Below are 20589 nucleotides of genomic sequence, written 5' to 3' on the forward strand. Positions count from 1 at the left end.
GGGAGCTCTTCCTGCGGGGAGACAAGGAAACTCCCATTCTAGAGCGCTTCCACCCCGCAGGAACCCGCCGAGACGTGCGCATCAGGTTCAGCCGCATCGCGCGAAGTACTTTGTGTCGTGCAGGGTCGGCTACGCTCCGCTAAGCTCGTTCAAAACCCTCCATACACCCCGAATTCGGAGGACCACGATCGTGGCCAACAATTCCGATGTCGGCGTCACCCCGGCAGACATCCGCGAAGCGGGCGAGAGTTTCTGCCCGAGACTCGCCGACACCTACGACGGATGGACCACCACCGCCGGGGACACCATCAAGAACAACAGTCCCTCGCTTGAGCAGTCGCCAGGTGGCGCCGGGGGTGGAAACGCCCTCGGGGACGCCATCATGGAAGCGCAGCGATTCCTCTATGAAGCCCTTGAGGAGAGCGCCGACGGCATCCGCGCGACCGGACTCGTGCTGGTCCAGGCATCCGAGAACTGGGAAATGACCGACGAGCAGATCCAGCAGGAGTTCCTCGAACAGCTCGGGGAGGTCGAGTCAGGCAACTACTCCAGTTCGGTCCACACCCCGACCGACCACCAGGACTACGACCCGACCACCGAGGTCAGTCGAGGCGACGAGATGACCCGATGGGCCGAGGACTACCAAGAGGCTCTGGAGAACGAGGACTGACGCATGCCCGACTACCCCGACTTCAAGAGCCTCTTCGATTCTGGAATCCCGGAACCGACCGAGGTGCACCACAAGCTCATGGATCTCCGAATGCCGCTTGCGGGCCGGTACTTCGAGACGGCGGCTGCCCAGGCCTTGGCAGCCGCCTACGAAGGAACCAGCGCAGGCACCCGCTACGACGCCATCCCCCGCAAGTCGGAGTTCCTTGCCGACTGCTTTCCGGAGGCGTCAGACGGTTCCCTCCAGACCTACCTCCCGGAGAGTCTGGAGCCGGCCGCGAGAGCGCACGCTCTCCAGCTCGGGGAGCAAGTTCTGCACGAACTCGAACGCCGCTACATCGGTCTCCTGGCTCGCAAGCTCGACCCCTTGCAGCGGATCTTCACCGGATACCGCCAACTCGCCAATGCAATGGACGACGAGCTCACCGCCGATGTGGACAATGTACGGGACTTGATCCGCGACTGGCAGGGCGACGACGGCGAAGCTCTCTGGACGAACTTCGGCGATCCACTCGACAAGGCGGTGAAGAACCACCGCGACATTGTCCGCGCCATCGCCAACGCGGCTGAGGGACTGCACGCCATCCAGTCCAAGGCGATCAAGCACCTGGACGAGATCACCGACCTCTCGCTGGAAGCGGTCTACGATGTCGATTCGAACAAAGAGGTCGTCTATGCCCTGGTCGCCATCGGCGCTGTTGCGAGCGTCGCCGGTGCGGCCGCCACCGCTACCGCGATCGCGGTCGACTGGGCTGCCGCAGGCGCCGGAGCCAGCGTCATCGCCAGCCTGCCACTCACTCAGAGCTACACGGTCCCCGCCAGCGCTGCCGACATCGACCAGATGATCGAGGATCTCAACGGCGTGCTCGATGAGATGGAGACCGTGATGAAAGCAGAGCAGGACTCCTTCGCCGCCAGCCTTCAGGAGTTCATCCAATCCAAGCGCAATATCTACATTGACGGTGAACAAAGCACCAGCAGCCAAATTGTTCCGCGAGCAGCCCAATGACAAGGAAAACACGATTGGCGGTTCGGATGGGTCCTCTCGGCGGACAGATTCGTCTCAACCTGCTGCTCGTGAGCTCGGTAGCGGTGCTGTTCGCAGGTTCGTGTACCAGCGCCGACAGCCCCACCGAGGACCCGCCTTCCACTCCCTCCGAGTCGCTGACACCAGCTGAGGATCTTACTTATACGACCTTGCCTGCGGAACTCTGCGTGGATCTGGACCGTGCCGAGCTCAGTGGCTTGACAGGGGATCCGGGTGTACTCGGCAGTGATGAGCATCGGGACTTGGGAACGGACTTCGCTCTAGTGAACCAGACGTCCCACTGCTACTTCAGCTACAGCGACCAGGAGTCCGACATCTCCTGGTCATTGGGTATGAAAACCCAGATAGCACACTTCATCGACCCTGATGTGAACGCCTGGGAGGAGACCTATGAGAAGGACCCTTACGACATCTACTCGTCGAACGACGAGAACGACGATGACTCCTATATCCCAGCGGAGGAGCTGCCGCTCCCATTGACCCGCGTTGTGGAAGCACCGGGCTGGGATCAGGCCGCCGTCGCCGAGTTCATCGAACTTGACAATCGCGGCACCGCTTGGGATCCGGACGGCAAGGCGATTTCGTTTGAATACAAGTTGCAGTACGAGAACATGCTGGTCGAGTTCACATTCCAGCTGCGGGGCGATGGACTTTCGGAGCGGCCCTCGATCGATCCTTACGTGGCAATGCTCACCGGGCTCGCCGACCAGGCGAAGACGATCAGCGCCGACGCTTCTGAGTAAAGGGCCTTCACTTGGCACGTCTCAGGTCCAGCCTCGGCGGATTGGGCGGGTCGGTTGGGTGGGTTGGTTTTCTCGGGAGCGGTAGACCACGTAGGGGCGGAAGAGGTACCAGATGGGGGCGCTGAAGGCGTGGACGAGGCGGGTGAAGGGGAAGAGGGCGAATAGGGCGAGGCCGATGAGGGCGTGGAGTTGGAAGGGGGTTGTTGCGGCGGACATGGCCGGGACGTCTGGTTGGAGGAGGAAGATGCTTCGGAACCAGGGGGAGACGGTTTCTCGGTAGTCCACTTCCTCGCCACTCGTGAGGCCTGCTACCGCGGAGAAGAGCGTTGTTGCCAGGCCGGCGACGATTGCTGCTACTAGGACCAGGTACATGACCTTGTCGTTTGCCGTGGTGGCGCTGAATACCGGGCCTGTTGTTCGGCGGCGCCAGATGAGCAACGTTATGCCGCCTAGCGTGGTGACGCCTGCTATGGCGCCCAAGGAAAGGGCGGTCACGTGGTACATGTCGTTGGTGATGCCGACGGCGTCGGTCCAGGTCTCGGGGATCAGTAGGCCTACTACGTGGCCGATGATCACCACTAGTAGTCCGAAGTGGAAAACCGGGCTGGCGATTCGGAGGATTCGCGATTCGTAGAGCTGCGAGGAGCGGGTCGTCCAGCCGAAGCGGTCGTAGCGGTAGCGCCAGATCGTGCCGCCGATGAGCACGGCGAGGACGACGTAAGGCAGTGCGCCCCAGAGCATGTAGTCGAGAGCGGTGGGGTTCACTTTGTGGCTCCGATCTTCTCCGGCATGCCGAGTGGGGTACGGCCGTACGGGTCGAGGCCTACGTCTTCGGCGGGAGGGCCGGCGGCGGCCAGGCGCGTGGCTTCGCGGCGGGCTTCGTCGGGGGGTGGGAGGGTTGCGGCCACGGCGTCGAGGACAGCGGCGTACGGGCTGCCGGTGAGGGCGGCGCGCAGGAGTTCGATGCCGGGTTGGAAGCGGACGAGGAGCCGTTCGCCTTCCTCCCGGTTGCCGCGTGCGGCGAATTCGAGGACCACTGCCAGGTGGTCGGGCAGTTCGGCGGCGTCGAGTCTCCAGCCGCAGGCGCCATAGATCTCCTTGATGCGGGCCAGGGCGTGCCCGCGCCTGCGGGTGTCGCCGTCGGTGTAGTAGGTCAGGTGGAGCGCCCTGCGGCGCTCCAGGTCGAAGGTTCGGACGTATTCCTCTCCCAGTTCGAGGTCGGTCTTCGCAGCTGCGTAAGTGCAGAATGCCTTCAGGGCTTCATTGGCTTCGCTTCTTTCTTGTTCCTCCACTGCAGCTTTCACCAGTGGGAGGCGGTCGCGGAAGGCCTGGTCGGGGTAGCAGAGGAGCATTGCCGCGGCCTGGCGGATCACGTCGTTCACTTCGCCTCCTCGTTCTCGTCCTGGCGGTCCCGGTCCGGGAACAGGCCCGGCGGGCGGCCGTTGCCGTCCCAGTTCAGGAGGTTGAAGCGGCGGGTCGGGCCCGAGTGCCCGTCGCTGGTCTGGCGGTCGCGGAGGGCGTGGAACGTCTCCACTGTGGCTGCTTCGGGCCGGCCGGAGGCCTCGCCGAAGGGGACGTTCCCTCCCATGCCGCCCATGCCCGGGCCGCCCTCGAAGTCGAGGCTGCACCCGATCTCTTCGATTACACCGCGGTCGGCCTCGTCGACGCCGTATGCGGTCGGGATGACGTACCTGTCTTCGTACTTGGCTATGGCGAGCAGGCGGTACATCGACTCGATCTCCTCTCCGGTCATGCCTGCCGATTGGGCAATGGACTCGTCCTTCTCTTGGCCCAAGTTGATTCGGCGCATGTACGCGCGCATCGCCGCTAGCTTCGCGAGCACGCGCTTCACCGGGGCCGGGTCGCCCGCGGTGAACAGTTCCGCGAGGTACTCGACCGGGATACGCAGGGTGTCGATGGCCGCGAACAGGTTCGAGGCGTCCTCGCCGTCGTGGCCGGTCTCGCTGAGCGCGTCGACCACCGGCGAGAGCGGCGGGATGTACCAGACCATCGGCATCGTCCGGTACTCCGGATGCAGCGGCAAAGCGACCTTGAAGTGCTTGGCCAGCTTGAACACCGGGGAGCGGCGCGCGGAGTCGAGCCAGCGCTCGGGGATGCCGTCCCGGATCGCGGCGGCCTGGACGTCGGGGTCGTCGGGGTCGAGGAAGACGTCGAGTTGGGCTTCGTAGAGGTCCTTCTCGTCCTTGACTGCCGCGGCTTTGCCGACCCGTTCGACGTCGTAGAGCACCACGCCCAGGTAGCGGAGCCTGCCCACGCAGGTCTCGGAGCAGACCGTGGGCAGGCCGACCTCGACACGCGGGTAGCAGAGCGTGCACTTCTCGGCCTTGCCGGTCTTGTGGTTGAAGTAGACCTTCTTGTACGGGCAACCGGTGACGCACATACGCCAGCCGCGGCACTTGTCCTGGTCCACAAGGACGATGCCGTCCTCGGCGCGCTTGTACATGGCGCCGCTCGGACATGAGGCGACGCAGGACGGGTTGAGGCAGTGCTCGCAGATGCGCGGCAGGTAGAACATGAACGACTGCTCGTACTCGAAGCGGACCTTGTCGCCGATCTTCTGGACGATCGGGTCGCGGGAGGCGAGCTCCTCGCCGCCGGCGAGATCGTCGTCCCAGTTGGCGGACCACTTGATCTGCATGGGTTCGCCGGTGATGAGCGAGCGCGGGCGGGCGCCGGGGATGTCGTCGCCGAGCGGGGCGGTGATGAGGTGCTCGTAGTCGTACGTCCAGGGCTCGTAGTAGTCCTGGATGGCGGGCATCTTGGGGTTGGCGAAGATCGTGGCGAGCTTCTTGAGGCGGCCGCCGGCGCGGGGCTTGAGACGTCCTGCGGCCGTTCGCTTCCAGCCGCCCTGCCAGCGCTCCTGGTCCTCGTGGCGGCGCGGGTAGCCCTGGCCGGGGCGGGTCTCGACGTTGTTGAACCAGGCGTATTCGACGCCGGAGCGGTTGGTCCACGCCTGCTTGCAGGTGACGGAGCAGGTGTGGCAGCCGATGCACTTGTCGAGGTTCATGACCATGGCGACCTGGGCCATGACCTTGCCGATACGCCCTGCCATCAGTACGTGACCTCGGTTCTGCGCTTGCGTACGACGGTGACTTCGTCGCGCTGGTTGCCGGTGGGGCCGATGTAGTTGAACGCGTAGGAGAACTGGGCGTACCCGCCGATGAGGTGGGTGGGCTTGACGAGGAGGCGGGTGAGGGAGTTGTGGATGCCGCCGCGCTTGCCGGTCGTTTCGGTTTTCGGGACGTCGACCACGCGCTCCTGGGCGTGGTACATGTAGACGGTCCCTTGTGGCATGCGGTGGGAGACGACGAGTCGGGCGGCGACGACGCCGTTGCGGTTGACGGCCTCGACCCAGTCGTTGTCGTTGGCGCCGATGGCGTCGGCGTCGGCGGGGCTCATCCAGATGGTGGGGCCGCCGCGCGAGAGCGTGAGCATGAGCAGGTTGTCCTGGTATTCGGAGTGGATGGACCACTTCGAGTGCGGCGTCAGGTATCTGACGGCGACCGCGCGTTCCCCGGTCGGCCCGATCTCGGGTTCGCCGAAGAGGGCGGCCATGTTCAGCGGCGGCCGGTAGACGGGGAGGGCTTCGCCGAACTCGTGCATCCAGTCGTGGTCGACATAGAAGTGCATGCGGCCGGTGAGGGTGTGCCAGGGCTTGTCGTGTTCGAGGTTGATGGTGAACGGCGAGTACCTGCGGTCGTGGGCCTCCTTGCCGGACCATTCGGGGCTGGCGCCGACCGGGGTGGGGCCGTGCTGGGCGTCGGAGAAGACGACGCGGCGCTCTGCGGCGCCGTGGATCAGTTCGGAGAAGTCGGTGCCGGTGCGAGCGGCGAGGCGTTCGAAGCCTTGGGCCGCAAGGCGGCCGTTGCTGGTGCCGGAGAGGGCGAGGATCATCTCGCAGACCTTGACGTCGGTGTCGATGAGCGGGCGGCCCGCGGCGGGGCCGTCGACGGCGGTGCCGTTCCTGGTTGCGAGCCAGTCGATCTCGACGTCGGGGGTGAACGAGACGCCCTTGACGGGGAGGCCCTTGGCCTCGGCGAGGGGTCCGAGTGCGGCCATCTTCGCGGCGACGGCGGGGTAGTCGCGTTCGACGGCGATGATCGCGGGCATGGTCTTGCCCGGGACCGGTTGCACGCCTTCGGTTCTCCAGTCGGGGGCGGTGCCGCCGGGCTGGGCGAGTTCGCCGGGGGTGTCGTGCTGGTGCGGGGCGGCGACGAGGTCGACGGCGACGCCGAGGTGGTCCGCGGCGAGTTCGGAGAAGCGGCGGGCGAGGGCGTGGAACGCCTCGAAGTCGGTGCGCGCCTGCCAGGGCGGGTCGATCGCGGGCGAGAACGCGTGCACGTACGGGTGCATGTCGGTGGTCGACAGGTCGTGCTTCTCGTACCAGGTCGCGGCCGGGAGCACGATGTCGGAGAGCAGGGTCGTGGAGGTCATGCGGAAGTCGAGCGACAGCAGCAGGTCGAGCTTCCCCTGCGGGACTTGGGCGTGCCAGACGACGTCGTCGGGGCGGTGCTCGCGCCGGGCCTCCTCGCCCTGGACGGAGTTCTGGGTTCCCAAGAGGTGCTTGAGGAAGTACTCGTCGCCTTTCGCGGAGGACCCGAACAGGTTGGCGCGCCACACGGTCAGGATGCGCGGCCAGTTCTCGGGGGCGTCGGGGTCCTCGGCGGCGAAGCGGAGTTCGCCGGAGGCGAGCTCGCGGGCGATGTAGTGGCCCGGTTCGAGACCGGACTCGCGGGCCTCCTGCGCGAGGAGGAGCGGGTTGCGGTCGAAGGTCGGGTACGAGGGCATCCAGCCCATGCGCGCGGAGGCGGCGACGAGGTCGGCGGTGTGCCTGCCCGCCAAGCGGTTCGCGCCGGTCGCGGACAGGAGCGCGTCGGCGTCGTACGTGTCGTAGCGCCACTGGTCGGTGTGCAGGTACCAGTAGGGGGTCGCGGCCATGAAGCGCGCGGGGCGGGTCCAGTCCATCGCGGAGGCGTATGCGGCCCAACCGGTCTGGGTGCGGCACTTCTCCTGGCCGACGTAGTGGGCCCAGCCGCCGCCGTTCTTGCCCTGGCAGCCGGTGAGCAGCAGGAGCGTCAGGAACGCCCGGTACATGGTGTCGCCGTGGAACCACTGGTTGGTGCCCGCACCGAGCACGATCATCGCCCGGCCGCCCGAATCCCTTGCGGTGGCGGCGAACTCGCGGGCGATGCGCGCGAGCCGGTCGGCCTTCACGGAGGTCACGGACTCGGCCCATGCGGGCGTGCAGGGTTCGGTCGCGTCCTCGTAGCCGGTCGGCCAGCGCCCCGGCAGGCCCGGCCGCTCGACGCCGTACTGGGCCAGGAGCAGGTCGAACACGGTCGTGACGAGGCGCCCTTCGATCCGGCGGACCGGGACGCCGCGAAGCAGCGCGTCGCCTTCGCCGTCGAAGCGCGGCAAGGCGATCGGCGCGGTCTCGCCGCCTTCCTCGTAAAGGGACAGCGCGGGCCGGACGCCTTGGAGGTCGAGGTTCCACTTGCCGAGGTCGTCCTCGTTCCAGCGGGTCCCGAGGGTCCCGTTGGGCGCCACGGCCTCCCCGGTGGCCTCGTCGAGGAGGACCGGCTTCCACTCCGCGTACGGCTCCTCCCCCGGCAGGGCGTCGCGCCGCAGGAACTTGCCGGGTACACAACCACCCTCCCGCTCCTCCAGTTCGACGAGAAACGGCAGGTCGGTGTACTTGCGCACGTACTCGTCAAAGGCGGCGGTGCGCTGCTCGACGAAGTGCTCCTTGAGGATCACGTGGCCCATCGCCATCGCCAGCGCGCCGTCGGTCCCGGGATGCGGGGCCAGCCACTCGTCGGCGAACTTCGCGGCGTCGTTGTAGTCGGGGGCGACGGTGACGACCTTCTGGCCCCGGTAGCGGGCCTCGGCCATCCAGTGCGCGTCCGGGGTGCGCGTGACCGGCACGTTCGAACCCCACAGCATCAGGTACGCCGCGTCCCACCAGTCGCCGGACTCGGGCACGTCGGTCTGGTCGCCGAACACCTGCGGCGAGGCGACCGGCAGGTCGGCGTACCAGTCGTAGAACGACAGCATCGACCCGCCGAGGAGGTTCACGAACCGGGCGCCGACACCGTGCGAGACCTGCGACATCGCCGGGATCGGGCTGAAGCCGGCGATCCGGTCGGGCCCGTAGGCGCCGATGGTGTGGACGTGCGCGGCCGCGGCGATCTCGACGGCCTCGTCCCAGGTGATGCGCACGAGCCCGCCCTTGCCGCGCGCCGACTGGTACCGGCGGCGCTTCTCGGGATCGGTGGTGACCTCGGCCCACGCGGCGACCGGGTCCCCCAGGCGCGCTTTGGCTTCGCGGAACATCTCGATGAGGACGCCGCGCCCGTACGGGTAGCGCACCCGCGTGGGCGAGTACGTGTACCAGGAGAACGCCGCGCCCCTCGGGCACCCGCGCGGCTCGTACTCGGGCCGGTCGGGGCCCACCGACGGGTAGTCGGTCGCCTGGGTCTCCCAGGTGATGATGCCGTCCTTGACGTACACGTTCCACGAGCACGAGCCCGTGCAGTTGACGCCGTGCGTGGAGCGGACGACCTTGTCGTGGGACCAGCGGTCGCGGTAGAACACGTCCCCCTCGCGCCCGCCCTCCTTGAAGACCGCGCGCAGGTCACCGGTGGCCTTGGAGCGGGTGAGGTGCACGCCGGTGGACAGCAGCAGGGCCGAGGCGGGTCGGTCGGAACGGGCCACGCGGGCGCTCCCTTCGGGCGGGACTCGCGCCCAGGTTAGGCGCTTTGGCCGTTCCGAAGAGGACGAATCGGCATACTGATGCGGACCGACGGGGGACGGCGCCGGGGGCGCCGGGAGGGGGACGTGATGGGAGCTGCCGCAACGGTGCAGCGCGGGGCGGGGAGGAACCTGGCGCTCGCGACCGCCGCGTTCGCGCTGACGTTCTGGGCGTGGAACCTCATCGGGCCGCTGTCGAAGACCTACGCCGACGACCTCGACCTGAACCCGACGCAGACGTCGGTGCTGGTGGCGTTCCCGGTGCTGGTCGGCGCGGTCGGGCGCATTCCCGCGGGCATCCTCACCGACCGGTTCGGCGGCCGGACCATGCTGACGGCGGCGTGCTTCGTGTCGATCGTCCCGGTGTTCCTCGTCGGGCTCTCAGGGAGCTCGTACGCGGCGCTGCTCGCCTCCGGGTTCCTGCTGGGCCTGGCGGGCACGTCGTTCGCGGTCGGCATCCCGTTCGTCAACGCCTGGTACCCGCCCGCGCGGCGCGGCTTCGCCACGGGCGTCTTCGGCGCCGGCATGGGCGGCACCGCGCTGTCGGCGTTCCTCACCCCGCGCCTGGTCGACGGGATGGGGCTGCTGCCGACGCACCTGGTCATGTGCGCCGCGCTCGCGGCCATGGGCCTGGTGTGCTGGGGCTTCGTGCGCAACGCGCCGCAATGGGAGCCGAGCACCGAGCCCGCGCTGCCGCGCCTCAAGGCGGTCATGCGGCTCAAGGTCACCTGGCAGATGTCGCTGCTGTACGCGGTCGCGTTCGGCGGCTTCGTCGCGTTCTCGACCTACCTGCCGACGATGCTGGTGAGCGCGTACGACCTCGCGCAGACCGACGCGGGCCTGCGCACCGCCGGGTTCAGCCTCGCCGCCGTGATCGCGCGCCCGGCCGGCGGCATCCTCTCGGACCGGGTGGGGCCGTTGAAGGTGTGCCTGACGTCGTTCTTCGGGGCCGCGGCCATGGCGGTCATCCTGTCGTTCCAGCCGCCCCTCGAAGTCCCGGCGGGCATGGCGTTCGTCGTCATGGCCCTGTTCCTGGGCCTGGGCACCGGCGGCGTGTTCGCGCTGGTCGCCGAAAAGGTGGAGCCCGCGCGCGTCGGCGGCGTCACCGGGATCGTCGGCGCCGCGGGCGGCCTCGGCGGGTACTTCCCGCCGCTGGTCATGGGCGCGGTCTACCAGGCGACCGGGTCGTACGCGATCGGCCTGCTGCTGTTGGCGGTGACGGCCCTGCTGGTCGGCGTGTTCACCCTCAAGGCGTTCCGCACGCCTGCGGTGCCCGCGTGATTACTTCTCGCGAATGAAGCGGGCCGGGCCGGAATCAGCCTCAAGCATGAGGAACCGGCCCGCGTTCGCACCTATGGTGAAGTCATGTTGGAAATCAAGGACCTGCACAAGCGGTTCGGCGACACCGTTGCCCTCGACGGGGTGTCGCTCACCGCCGCCCCGGGCGAAGTCGTCGGATTCGTCGGCGCCAACGGGGCCGGGAAGACCACCACCATGCGCATCGCCATGGGCGTGCTCGCCGCCGACTCCGGCGAGATCGTCTACAACGGAGCCCCCCTCGGCGTCGAGCAGCGCCGCCGCTTCGGCTACATGCCCTCCGAACGCGGCCTCTACCCCAAGATGAAGACCGGAGAGCAGGTCGCCTACTTCGGCGAACTGCACGGCATGACCAAGGCCGAGGCCAAGCGGTCGGCCGCCGAACTCCTGGAGCAGCTCAACCTCACCGACCGCATGGGCGACTTCGTCCAGGACCTCTCGCTGGGCAACCAGCAGCGCGTCCAGCTCGCGGTCTCCCTCGTCCACGACCCCGAGGTGCTCGTCCTCGACGAGCCGTTCTCCGGCCTCGACCCCCTCGCCGTCGACGTCATGGGCACCGCCCTCAAGGACCGCGCCGCCGCCGGCGCGCCCGTGATCTTCTCCAGCCACCAGCTCGACCTCATCGAGCGGCTCTGCGACTCCGTCGTCATCATCGGCAACGGCCGCATCATCGCCTCCGGCACCGTCGAGGAGCTGAAGGACAAGGAGGTCAAGCAGCTGCGCATCAGCGTCGAGACCGCCGAGGACCTCACCGCCCGGTTCACCGGGACCGTCACCCGCGACGGCGACGACTACCTCATCGAGGACGGCGACGACCAGGAGGCGCTGCGCATCGCCGCCGCCGCCGGGCGCGTCACCCGCTTCGCCTACGACCAGCCGACCATCGCCGAGATCTTCCGAGAGGCCGTGACCCGATGACCGAGAATTCGCGCCTCCGCGGGCTCATGCTCGTGGCCGGACGGGAGATCCGCGTCCGCGGCCTGTCCAAGTCGAACCTCATCAGCCTCATCGTCACCGTCGTGATCGTCGGCATCCTCGCCGCGCTCCCCTCCCTCATCGGCGGCGACGAGAGCGACGACAGGATCGGCCTCGCCGGGGACACCGCGCCCGCCATGCAGGCCCAGCTCGAAGCCATGGGCGGCTTCAACATCACCGTCTACGACACCACCGCCGAAGCCGAGCAGGCCGTCGAGGACGAGACCGTCGACGCGGCCGTCGCCGACGGGTCCCTCTACAGCCTCAACGGGGTCGGCAACGAACTCGAAGTGAAGCTCGACGCCGCCTGGCAGACCGCCGCCGTCCAGACCAACCTCTCCCAGGCCGGCCTCACCGACCAGGAGATCGCCACCGCGCTCACCGTGCAGCCCTTGAAGTTCGAGACGCTGGAAGGGGACGGCGGCGTCAGCAGCATGCTCGACTACTTCACCGGCCTGATCATCTCCATCATCATGTTCATGATGCTCATGACCCCCGTGCAGTACATCGCGATGGGCGTCGTCGAGGAGAAGTCCAGCCGCATCGTCGAGATCCTCCTGACCAGCCTCAAGCCCTGGCAGCTCCTGGGCGGCAAGGTCATCGGCCTCGGCGTGATCTCCCTGGTCAACCTGATCGCCATGGTCGCCGTCGGCCTCGGCGTCTCGGCCGCGACCGGGATGCTCTCGGACCTGCCCGAAGGCACCACCTCCGCTGCGATCTCCTCGATCGGCTGGTGGCTCATCGCGTTCGCGCTCTTCGGCACCCTCGCCGGCGGCGTCGGCTCGCTCGTGTCGCGCCAGGAGGAGTCCGGGTCGGTCCTGACCCCGCTCATCATGTCGCTGACGCTCAGCTACCTGGGCGCGATCTTCCTCCTGAACGCGCCGACCAGCACGTTCGCGGAGGTCCTGTCGATCGTGCCGCCGTTCTCCGGCATCGCGATGCCCACCCGCATGGCGATCACCGAGGTCCCGGCCTGGCAGATCGGCCTCTCCGGCGTGCTGCTCGCGCTCGCCGCGGCCGGGGCGCTCGCGCTCGGCTCGCAGCTGTACAAGCGCAGCGTCCTGTACACCGGATCGCGCATGAAGCTCACCGAGGCGCTGCGCCGCGCGGCGTAGCGAACGGCGAAGGGCCCGGGAGGAGACCCTCCCGGGCCCTTCGCGTTGTGCGCCTATTCGGTGAGGAACAGGAAGTAGCCGATCGAGGCGAGCATAAGGGCCCAGCCGACCGGGTGGATCTCCTTCCAGCGGCCCTTGGCCGTCATGGCGATCGGGTAGACCACCAGGCCCATCGCGATGCCGTTCGAGATCGAGTAGGTCATCGGCATGATGACGACGATCAGGAACGCCGGGATCGCGTATTCGAGCTTGTCCCAGTCGATTCCTCCGAGCGCCTTCGCCATGAGCACGCCCACCACGATGAGCGCGGGAGCCGTGACCGCCGGGTTGTTGGCGACCAGGCCGAACACCGGGAACGCCACCAGCGAGATCAGGAACCACACACCGGTGGTCACGGCCGTCAGGCCGGTCCGGCCGCCGACCGAGACGCCCGCGGACGACTCGATGTAGGCGGTGGTGGTCGAGGTGCCGAACACCGCCCCGGCCGAGGTCGCGATCGAGTCGGTCGCGAGGGCGCGGCCTGCGCGCGGGAGCTTGCCGTCCTCCTTGACGAGTCCGGCCTGGCCCGCGACGGCGAACAGCGTCCCGGCGGTGTCGAAGAAGTCCACGAACAGCATGGTCAGGATGACCGCGATCATGTGGACGGTGAACGCGTCCTCGAAGCCGGTGAAGGCCGCGCCGAACGAGTCGAGGTTCGGGGTGAAGCCCTCGGCCAGCGCCGGGTCGACGACGCCGGTGAGCAGGCCCAGCCCGAGGGTGGCGAGCATCCCGTAGAACACGCCGCCCTTCCAGCCCAGGATCATGAACACCGCGGTGGCGAGCAGGCCGAACGTGGTCAGCAAGACCGGGCCCGAGGTGAAGTCGCCGATGGTCACGAAGGTCGCTTCGGAGGCGACGACGATGCCGCCGCCCTTGAGGCCGATGAACGCGATGAACAGGCCGATGCCCGCCCCGACCGCCAGCTTCAGCTGGGCCGGGATCGCGTTGATGATCCACTCGCGCACGCCGGTGACGGCGAGGACGAAGAACAGCACACCCGAGACGAGCGTCCCGGTCAGCGCGGTCTGCCACGGGATGCCGAGGCCGATGACCACGGTGTAGGCGAAGAACGCGTTGAGGCCCATGCCCGGTGCGGTGGCGATGGGGTAGCGGGCCCACAGGCCCATGATCAGGCAGCCGAGCGCCGAGGCGAACACCGTGGCGGTGAAGACCGCGCCCGGGTCGGGGGCGTTGCCGGAGCCGATCGCGTCGGCGATGCCGAAGCTGAGGATGCCGGGGTTGACCGCGAGGATGTAGGCCATGGCCAGGAACGTCGTGGTCCCGGCGAGGACCTCGCGCTTCCAGTTGGTCTTGTTCTCGGTCATGCCGAAGTACTTGTCGAGGCGCCCGGGCTCGGGCGCTTCCTTCTTCTCTTCTGTGGCTTCAGTGGCCATGTGGCGGGCACTCCTGTGCAGGCGCGTGGTGGATGCCGGGCAGCAGGCACCTCGGGAAACAGGGTAATGGGGCAGGTACTGAACCTGCGGGTAATGTACCGGGTCCGCCACGGAAAGAGAAGCCAGCTGGGGCCAGAGTTGCGAGTTTTACACACTCTTCACAGGCCGCGCGCAAAGCGACGCCCCGGAGCCAAGGGGGGGACGGCTCCGGGGCGTCGACTTAGGGTCGAGCCCCCGGTGGCAGGATTCCGGGGGCTCGACAAGGACCGCACCGTCAAGCAGCGGGCGGTAGTCGGAGGTCTCGCCCCGGCGCAGACTCCGCCGGGCTCCCTGCCCTGAGACAACTGCTAAACGCGGCGGCTGCTTGTGCGGTTGCATAACGGTTCGATAACGGGCGCAGTTTTCTCCGCGGACCGCGCCCGCACCCCCTACTCCTCGGCCGACTCGGTGCGGCGGCGCATGACGATCAGGATCACGACGCCCGCGAGCAGCGCGATCGCCGCGCCGACCAGGATGTACGTGAGCGAGGAACCGGTGGTCGGCAGCGCCGACCCGGCGGGAGAGGTCGAGACGGTACCGGGAGCGGTGCTGGTCGCGGCCTCCGAGCTGGACTCGGCCGCGCTCGACGACTCCTCGGAGGAGGTGGTCTCCTCCTCAGAGGTGGACTCCTCTTCCGAGGTCGACTCTTCTTCGGAGCTGGACTCCTCCTCGGAGGTCGTCTCCTCCTCAGACGTGGTCTCTTCCTCGGAGGTCGTCTCTTCCTCAGAGGTCGTCTCCTCTTCGGAAGTCGTCTCTTCCTCGGAGGTGGTCTCCTCTTCAGAGGTCGTTTCCTCTTCCGAGGTGGTCTCCTCTTCCGAGGTGGTCTCCTCCTCAGAAGTGGTCTCTTCCTCCGAAGTCGTCTCCTCCTCCGAGGAGGTGGTCTCCTCGGGGCTGGTCGGCTCCTCCGAGCTGGGCTCCTCGGTGGTCGGCTCCTCGGACTCGCTCGGGGTCTCCTCCCCCGGAGGCTCCTCGGTCGCGGGGCAGGCGTGGGTCAGGTTGAAGTAGTCGCGGTTCTGACCACCGCCGCCGTTCCCGTTGCCGCCCTTCTTCTTGTCGTCCTCGTCGCGCTGGATCTCGGCCTCGGCGTCGATGAGCGTGAGCCCGGCCGGGGTGATGATGTACGCCTTGTTGTTCCCCGAACCGGAGACGATCCCGCCGTCGTCTTCGGTGTTGTAGCGAACGGTGTTGCCGTCCTCGTCCTGGAAGACGGCCTCGATGTACTCGAAGTTCCCTTCGGCGCCGACCGAGCTGGGCAGCACGAAGACCCAGCCGTCGAGCCAGTCCTCGGTGCTCCCCGGGATCTGGTCGCAGCTGTGGTTCTCGAAGCCCTCGGCGGTCGTCGGCACGTTGCCGGGGTTGATGTCGATGGTGACGCGGTTCCCCGCGAGCGCGGGGACCGCGAAGGCGATTGCAACGGCTCCCGCCAGGCCGGCGGCGGCTATGGCGCCGGCGAGCTTCTTGCGGCGTGTGAGTTTCAAGGGAGTGCGCTCCGTGATGGGTGGTCGGAGGTGTCGGACATGCCGGGTCCGACGGCGCCTGGGCCAGGCGCGGGCGAAGTGATCACGCCATGAAGTGCGGGGCAGTTGCGATCCGAAAGGGTGGATCCGAAAATCGACCGAACGGCTGACCTGCCAATCCACCCCGAAATCCCCGAAAAACGGAGGAGTCCCCGGGGCCGAGGCCCCGGGGGCTCCGCGTCGGGAGGCCTTGCCTAGGAGTCCTGGGCCGCGCGGCGGCGCTGGATCAGGAGCAGGACCGCCCCGGCGGCGGCGAGGGCCGCGGCCGAGGTGAGCACCAGTGCGGTCGGCGGGCCCGTGACCGGCAGGACCGGACCTGAAGGCGAGGTCGAGGCCTCGGTCGGGCTCTCCTCGCCCGAGGAGGAGGGCTCCTCCGAGGACGGCTCCTCGCCGGTGGGCTCCTCGGTGGGCGCTCCGAGGCAGGTGCGGACCAGGTCGAAGGTCGCGCCCTCGTCGGGGTCGTTGACCAGGGCGTCGGCGTCGAGGAGGGTCCAGCCCGTGGGCGCAGTGACGTACGCCGTGTCCTCGCCGAGGACGCCGCCGTGGACCCCCATGGTGCGGGTCCGCTCGCTGCCGGTCGCGTCGGCGTAGGTCGCGGTGATGTCGACGAAGTTCCCTTCGGCCCCGGCGGAATCGGGGAGCGCGAAGACCCAGACGTCGTGGTCGTCGCCGAGTTCGGGGAGGTCGTCGCAAGAGTGGGTGGGGAACTCCTCTGCGGTCGTGGGGATCTGGTCGCGGTTGATGAGGATGAGGACTTCGGCGGCCTGCGCGGGCGTCGCGAGGGCGACGGCCGCGGCGATGCCGGCGGCGGCCGCGAGGCCGGTGGTGAGGGATCGTCTGAGCTGCATGACAAGGGTCTCCGAACGGCTCGACCGGCGGAGTGACCCTGCCGGATGCGGAGGTAGGCATTTGATCCACGCTCGACTTCGGACCGTGGTTGCGGTGCGTTCACCCGGCGTTCAGAAAGGGCGGGCCGGAGCGCCCTGCGGCACGGATCCTATAGGATATAGGCATGCCGCATGCATTGAAGCTGAGCTATGACAAACCTGCGGAAGCCTGGCACGACGGCCTCCCTCTCGGGAACGGCCGCGTCGGGGCAATGCTGGTCGGGAACCGGATCGAGCTGAACGAGGACGGCTTCTGGTCCGGGACCGGCAACCAGGGCGTCCCCGACGGCGTCGAAGGGATCGCCGCCGAAGCCGCCGAACTGGTCAGGCGCGGCGAGTACTTCGCCGCCGACCAGCTCCTCACGAAACTCCAGGGCCCGAGCACCGAGGCGTACCAGCCGGCGGGCGCGTTCACCGCCGTCATCTCCGACGACGGCGGGTTCGAGCACCGCGAGCTCGACCTGCGCGACGGCGTCGCGACCACCGTGCACGGCCGCGTGAGGCAAAGGGTGTTCGCGTCGGTCGCCTACGGCGTCATCGCGATCCGCTGGAGCGCCGCGCAGCCGTTCGACCTCGACCTGGGCTTCGCGTGGCCGCACGAGGGCGGCTCCACGGTCGCCGACTACGACGAGCTGAGCTTCACCGGCCACGCCCCCTCCACGGTCCACGGCAACGGCGGACCGGACTACACCGCCGTCGAAGGCGTGCGCCGCCTCGGCCTGAACGCGCAGCTGCGCTGCGACGGCGAGGTCGTCCCCGCGGCCGGCGGGCACCGCTTCACCGGCTGCCGCGAGGTCGAGGTCTACCTCGCGCTCCACTCCGACTTCGACGAGGCCGCCGCCCTCGACCGCGCGCAGGGCGAGGCCCGCCGCGCGGCCGCCACCGGCTGGACGGCCGTCCTCGCCGACCACGTCGCGGCCCACCGGGCCGTCATGGACCGCGTCGTCCTGGAGCTCGGTCCACAGGAGCCTGTGGACAACTCCACCGCCGAGCGGCTGCGCCGCCGCGCCTCGGGTGAGGCGGACGAGGGCCTCGCGGTGCTCGCGTTCCAGTACGGGCGCTACCTCCTGGCCGCGTCCTCGCGGCCCGGCACGCAGGCCGCGAACCTCCAGGGCATCTGGAACGACCAGGTCAGGCCCCCGTGGAACTGCGACTACACCACCAACATCAACGTCGAGATGAACTACTGGCCCGCCGAGACCTGCGGGCTCCCGGAGTTCCACGAGCCGCTGTTCGACCTCGTCGACGGCCTGTCGAAGACCGGTGAGGAGACCGCGCGGCGCATGTACGACGCGGGCGGCTGGTGCTGCCACCACAACACCGACTACTGGCGCCTGACCACCCCGGTCGACGGCCGCGCCTGCTGGCAGGCCTGGCCCATGGGCGGCCTGTGGCTCGCCATGCACATCGCCGAGCACTGGCGTTTCGGCCGCGACGAGGAGTTCCTCGCCGAGCGGCTCCCGGTCGTCCTCGGCGCGGCCCGCTTCGCGTACGACCGGCTCTCCGAAGGCAAGGACGGCACGCTCGTCACCAGCCCGGCGTCGAGCCCGGAGAACGAGTTCGTGACCCCCCAAGGCAACTCGGCGATCGACGAGTCGACGGGGATGGACGCGGCGCTCGTGCGCGAGCTGTTCGCGTTCGTCGTCGAGGCCGCCGACGTCGTCGCCGAGACCCTCCACGGCGAGGACCTCCAGCTCGTCAAGGGCATCCAGGAGGCCCTGCCGCGCCTGGCCGGGCCGAAGATCGGCGCCGACGGGCGGCTCCTCGAATGGGCCGACGAGCGCGAGGAGGCCGAGCCGCACCACCGGCACGTCTCGCACCTGTACGGGGTCTTCCCCGGCGACTCGTTCGCCGACTCCCCCGAGCTGCTCGACGCGGCCCGCAAGAGCCTCGAAGCGCGCGGCGACGCCGGGACCGGCTGGTCGCTCGCGTGGAAGACCGCCCTGTGGGCGCGCCTGGGCGACGGCGACCGCGCGCACCGGCTCCTCGGGGAGTTCCTGACCCCGGTCGGGTTCCGCGGCGAGGGCGTCGAGTACGCCGACGGCGGCGTCTACTCCTCGCTGCTGTGCGCGCACCCGCCGTTCCAGATCGACGGGAACTTCGGGACGACCGCGGCGATCGCCGAGATGCTCGTGCAGTCGCACCGCGCCGTCGACGGCGACCCGGTGATCGAACTGCTCCCGGCGCTGCCGGGCGCCTGGCCCGAGGGCGAGGTGCGCGGCCTGCGGGCCCGCGGCGGGGTGACCGTGGAGCGCCTGGCCTGGAGCGGCGGGGCCGTGACGGCGCTTCGGCTCGTGTCGAGCGTGGACACGAGGGTGCGGGTGCTGGGGCGGGAGGTCGCGCTCGCGGCCGGCGTCCCGTGGACCCACGGGAGCTGATGCGTCCCTGGGACAAAGGGGAGCGGCCGGAGTCCGCGAGGACTCCGGCCGCTTGGGTATGAAGGTGTGTCTCTCAGCAGGTTCCGGTCACCGGTGACTGGCCCACGTTGATTTGGCACACCTGCCACTGGAAGGCTCCAGTGGTGTCGGCGTTGACCAGCGACATCCCGCTCCCGGGGCCCACCGGTTCCTTCGGGCCCTTGATCGAGTTGTCGCAGACCGCGTCCTGCGTGGTCGCCGCGACGGCGATCCCGCAGATCTTGAACTTCGAGAAGTTCCGCAGGTCGATGTTCGCCAGCGACGCCCCTCCGTAGCCCTCGGGGAGCGCGGGAAGGGACTCGCCGCCGGCCATCTCGTCCGCCGGAGGCGAGCCGAGAACGGTGCCGCAGGCCGTGTCGGTGATCGCACCGACCTGGTCGGCCTCACAGACGCCGGGAAGTACCGAGTCGTGCTCGGACTCCACGGTGGCAAGCGTCAGCCAGTCGGGAGTGGAGGCCTGGGCCGCCCCTCCCGTGAACGCCGCGGCAGCTGCGGCTGCGGCGGCCGAGACCGCCACCATGGTGGTGTTACGCATGTTCCTCTACCTTTTTCTCGACCAAACCGGGGGACGCGACTGGTCTAGTAGTCGCCCTGGTCGTCGCCCTTGTCGGGGCCGTCACCGTCGTCGGTGACGTGGTCGGCGTTGAGGCACTGCTGGTCGAGCGACGGCGAGACGCCGACGTTCTGGCCGCAGATCTGCCAGTGGGCAGCCGAGGAGGCGTCGAGGTTCGCGGCCGAGATCTGGCCGGCGTTGACGCCCGAGCCCGCGTTGTCACCGAAGTGGTCGCGGTTGTCGCAGACCTGGCTGAACGACTGCGTGAGCACGTTCTGGCCGCAGATCTGCCAGTGCGCGGCGCTGGAGGCGTCCACGTTCACGGCGGAGATGTCGCCCGCGTTGACGCCCGAGCCCTGGTCTTCGCCGAAGTGGTCGCGGTTGTCGCAGTTCTGGTCGTACGACTGGGTCAGGATGTTCTGCCCGCAGATCTGCCAGTGCGCCGCGTCCGAGGCGTCGATGTTGACCAGGGAGACCGGGCCGGCGTTGACGCCGGAGGCCGCGGCCATGACGGGCGAAGCCGCACCGAGGGCGGCGACGGCGCCGGCAGCGGCGGCGGTGACGGCGAGAACCTTGCGCATGTGATGAGTTCCTTTCGTAAGGGACGGGGCGGGCCCCCAGGCTGGAGGCCCGCCCCCGGTCGAATTACTCGGCCGCGTGGGTCAGGTGGTCGTAGTTCTTGCACTGCTGGTCGAGCGACGGCGCGACGCCGACGTTCTGGCCGCAGATCTGCCAGTGGGCGGCGTCCGAGATGTCCAGGTTGCCCAGCGACACGTCGCCGGGGGTCACGCCGGACTGCGGGCCCGCACCGATGTGGTCGCGGTTGTCGCAGTTCTGGTTGAAGGACTGCGTGAGCACGTTCTGGCCGCAGATCTGCCAGTGCGCCGCGTCAGAGGCGTCGATGTTCACCAGGCTGACCGGGCCCGCCCAGACGCCCGAGTTCTGGGCCATGGCGGTGCCGGCGGAGCCGAGAGCGGCGACCGCTCCGGCGGCAGCGGCGGTGACGGCGAGAGCCTTGCGCATTGTTTGTTCCCCGTTCTCTGTCGGATTTCTTGGTGTTCCCCGGGGCCGGGCCGGCCGTGCGGCCGGCCCGGCCTGGGAAGTC

General features: G+C 68.7%; 17 protein-coding genes. 7 read left to right on the forward strand and 10 right to left on the reverse strand.

The annotated features are described in order from the left end of the window. The first annotated feature begins 190 nt into the window (after positions 1 to 190). Genes DI269_RS05625 through DI269_RS05635 form a run of 3 tightly spaced genes read left to right on the forward strand, consistent with a single transcriptional unit; the run spans position 191 to position 2460 of the window. On the forward strand, positions 191 to 670 hold the full coding sequence (locus tag DI269_RS05625; RefSeq protein ID WP_112134133.1) for a hypothetical protein: 480 nt from the start codon (positions 191 to 193) through the stop codon (positions 668 to 670). Positions 671 to 673: 3 nt separating this feature from the next. Next, positions 674 to 1678, forward strand: a complete 1005-nt coding sequence (locus DI269_RS05630) for a hypothetical protein (RefSeq protein WP_112134134.1) — start codon at positions 674 to 676, stop codon at positions 1676 to 1678. Between the two features lie 14 nt (positions 1679 to 1692). Next, complete coding sequence (locus tag DI269_RS05635; RefSeq protein WP_157974779.1) at positions 1693 to 2460, forward strand: hypothetical protein; 768 nt, start codon at positions 1693 to 1695, stop codon at positions 2458 to 2460. A 21-nt stretch (positions 2461 to 2481) separates the two neighbouring features. Here DI269_RS05635 and narI read toward each other — a convergent pair whose 3' ends face one another. From narI to DI269_RS05655, 4 genes are read right to left on the reverse strand one after another with little or no spacing between them, the layout of a single operon-like run. Beyond that, positions 2482 to 3201 carry a respiratory nitrate reductase subunit gamma gene (gene narI, locus DI269_RS05640; RefSeq protein WP_112134150.1) on the reverse strand — a complete coding sequence of 240 codons (720 nt, stop codon included), beginning with the start codon at positions 3199 to 3201 and terminating at the stop codon, positions 2482 to 2484. A 20-nt stretch (positions 3202 to 3221) separates the two neighbouring features. After that, positions 3222 to 3842, reverse strand: a complete 621-nt coding sequence (gene narJ, locus DI269_RS05645) for a nitrate reductase molybdenum cofactor assembly chaperone (protein ID WP_232822640.1) — start codon at positions 3840 to 3842, stop codon at positions 3222 to 3224. Further along, on the reverse strand, positions 3839 to 5533 hold the full coding sequence (gene narH / locus DI269_RS05650) for a nitrate reductase subunit beta (RefSeq protein ID WP_112134136.1): 1695 nt from the start codon (positions 5531 to 5533) through the stop codon (positions 3839 to 3841). Before narH ends, narJ begins: the two co-directional genes overlap by 4 nt. Further along, a complete protein-coding gene (locus DI269_RS05655; RefSeq protein ID WP_112134137.1) occupies positions 5533 to 9195 on the reverse strand; it encodes a nitrate reductase subunit alpha in 3663 nt (1220 codons plus the stop codon). Before DI269_RS05655 ends, narH begins: the two co-directional genes overlap by 1 nt. Before the next feature lie 126 nt (positions 9196 to 9321). Here DI269_RS05655 and DI269_RS05660 point away from each other — a divergent pair, with 126 nt between their 5' ends. The 3 genes from DI269_RS05660 to DI269_RS05670 all read left to right on the forward strand — a co-directional run bounded on the left by DI269_RS05660 (position 9322) and on the right by DI269_RS05670 (position 12638). Further along, positions 9322 to 10512 carry a nitrate/nitrite transporter gene (locus tag DI269_RS05660; protein ID WP_198667183.1) on the forward strand — a complete coding sequence of 397 codons (1191 nt, stop codon included), beginning with the start codon at positions 9322 to 9324 and terminating at the stop codon, positions 10510 to 10512. Positions 10513 to 10596: 84 nt separating this feature from the next. Then, a complete protein-coding gene (locus DI269_RS05665; RefSeq protein WP_112134139.1) occupies positions 10597 to 11466 on the forward strand; it encodes an ABC transporter ATP-binding protein in 870 nt (289 codons plus the stop codon). Next, entirely contained in the window at positions 11463 to 12638 is a 1176-nt protein-coding gene (locus tag DI269_RS05670; RefSeq protein ID WP_112134140.1) for an ABC transporter permease, read from the forward strand. The genes DI269_RS05665 and DI269_RS05670 overlap by 4 nt, the downstream gene beginning before the upstream one ends. 53 nt (positions 12639 to 12691) lie before the next feature. Here DI269_RS05670 and DI269_RS05675 read toward each other — a convergent pair whose 3' ends face one another. The 3 genes from DI269_RS05675 to DI269_RS05685 form a co-directional block, all read right to left on the reverse strand. Continuing rightward, positions 12692 to 14071, reverse strand: coding sequence for an NCS2 family permease (locus DI269_RS05675; RefSeq protein ID WP_112134141.1), 1380 nt, complete (start codon positions 14069 to 14071; stop codon positions 12692 to 12694). A 428-nt stretch (positions 14072 to 14499) separates the two neighbouring features. Beyond that, positions 14500 to 15588 (reverse strand): LPXTG cell wall anchor domain-containing protein, encoded by a 1089-nt coding sequence (locus DI269_RS05680; protein ID WP_112134142.1) that lies wholly within the window; start codon positions 15586 to 15588, stop codon positions 14500 to 14502. A gap of 233 nt (positions 15589 to 15821) precedes the next feature. Further along, positions 15822 to 16475, reverse strand: a complete 654-nt coding sequence (locus DI269_RS05685) for a hypothetical protein (protein ID WP_112134143.1) — start codon at positions 16473 to 16475, stop codon at positions 15822 to 15824. Positions 16476 to 16639: 164 nt separating this feature from the next. Here DI269_RS05685 and DI269_RS05690 point away from each other — a divergent pair, with 164 nt between their 5' ends. After that, complete coding sequence (locus tag DI269_RS05690; RefSeq protein WP_112134144.1) at positions 16640 to 18892, forward strand: glycosyl hydrolase family 95 catalytic domain-containing protein; 2253 nt, start codon at positions 16640 to 16642, stop codon at positions 18890 to 18892. Between the two features lie 73 nt (positions 18893 to 18965). Here DI269_RS05690 and DI269_RS05695 read toward each other — a convergent pair whose 3' ends face one another. The 3 genes from DI269_RS05695 to DI269_RS05705 form a co-directional block, all read right to left on the reverse strand. Then, a complete protein-coding gene (locus DI269_RS05695; protein ID WP_157974780.1) occupies positions 18966 to 19466 on the reverse strand; it encodes a hypothetical protein in 501 nt (166 codons plus the stop codon). A 44-nt stretch (positions 19467 to 19510) separates the two neighbouring features. Further along, entirely contained in the window at positions 19511 to 20065 is a 555-nt protein-coding gene (locus tag DI269_RS05700) for a hypothetical protein (RefSeq protein WP_112134146.1), read from the reverse strand. A 64-nt stretch (positions 20066 to 20129) separates the two neighbouring features. Then, complete coding sequence (locus tag DI269_RS05705) at positions 20130 to 20507, reverse strand: hypothetical protein (protein WP_112134147.1); 378 nt, start codon at positions 20505 to 20507, stop codon at positions 20130 to 20132. Positions 20508 to 20589: the final 82 nt, after the last annotated feature.

Origin of the sequence: Glycomyces dulcitolivorans, from assembly GCF_003265355.1 — a bacterium.
In the GTDB taxonomy this organism is placed as follows: Bacteria; Actinomycetota; Actinomycetes; order Mycobacteriales; family Micromonosporaceae; genus Glycomyces; species Glycomyces dulcitolivorans.

Coding starts and splice junctions, on each gene's coding strand:
- DI269_RS05660 (WP_198667183.1), top strand. CDS start 9,322: ATGGGAGCTGCCGCAACGGTGCAGCGCGGGGCGGGGAGGAACCTGGCG.
- DI269_RS05665 (WP_112134139.1), top strand. CDS start 10,597: ATGTTGGAAATCAAGGACCTGCACAAGCGGTTCGGCGACACCGTTGCC.
- DI269_RS05630 (WP_112134134.1), top strand. CDS start 674: ATGCCCGACTACCCCGACTTCAAGAGCCTCTTCGATTCTGGAATCCCG.
- DI269_RS05675 (WP_112134141.1), bottom strand. CDS start 14,071: ATGGCCACTGAAGCCACAGAAGAGAAGAAGGAAGCGCCCGAGCCCGGG.
- DI269_RS05700 (WP_112134146.1), bottom strand. CDS start 20,065: ATGCGCAAGGTTCTCGCCGTCACCGCCGCCGCTGCCGGCGCCGTCGCC.
- DI269_RS05685 (WP_112134143.1), bottom strand. CDS start 16,475: ATGCAGCTCAGACGATCCCTCACCACCGGCCTCGCGGCCGCCGCCGGC.
- DI269_RS05705 (WP_112134147.1), bottom strand. CDS start 20,507: ATGCGCAAGGCTCTCGCCGTCACCGCCGCTGCCGCCGGAGCGGTCGCC.
- DI269_RS05690 (WP_112134144.1), top strand. CDS start 16,640: ATGCCGCATGCATTGAAGCTGAGCTATGACAAACCTGCGGAAGCCTGG.
- DI269_RS05670 (WP_112134140.1), top strand. CDS start 11,463: ATGACCGAGAATTCGCGCCTCCGCGGGCTCATGCTCGTGGCCGGACGG.
- narI (WP_112134150.1), bottom strand. CDS start 3,201: ATGCTCTGGGGCGCACTGCCTTACGTCGTCCTCGCCGTGCTCATCGGC.
- DI269_RS05695 (WP_157974780.1), bottom strand. CDS start 19,466: ATGCGTAACACCACCATGGTGGCGGTCTCGGCCGCCGCAGCCGCAGCT.
- narH (WP_112134136.1), bottom strand. CDS start 5,533: ATGGCAGGGCGTATCGGCAAGGTCATGGCCCAGGTCGCCATGGTCATG.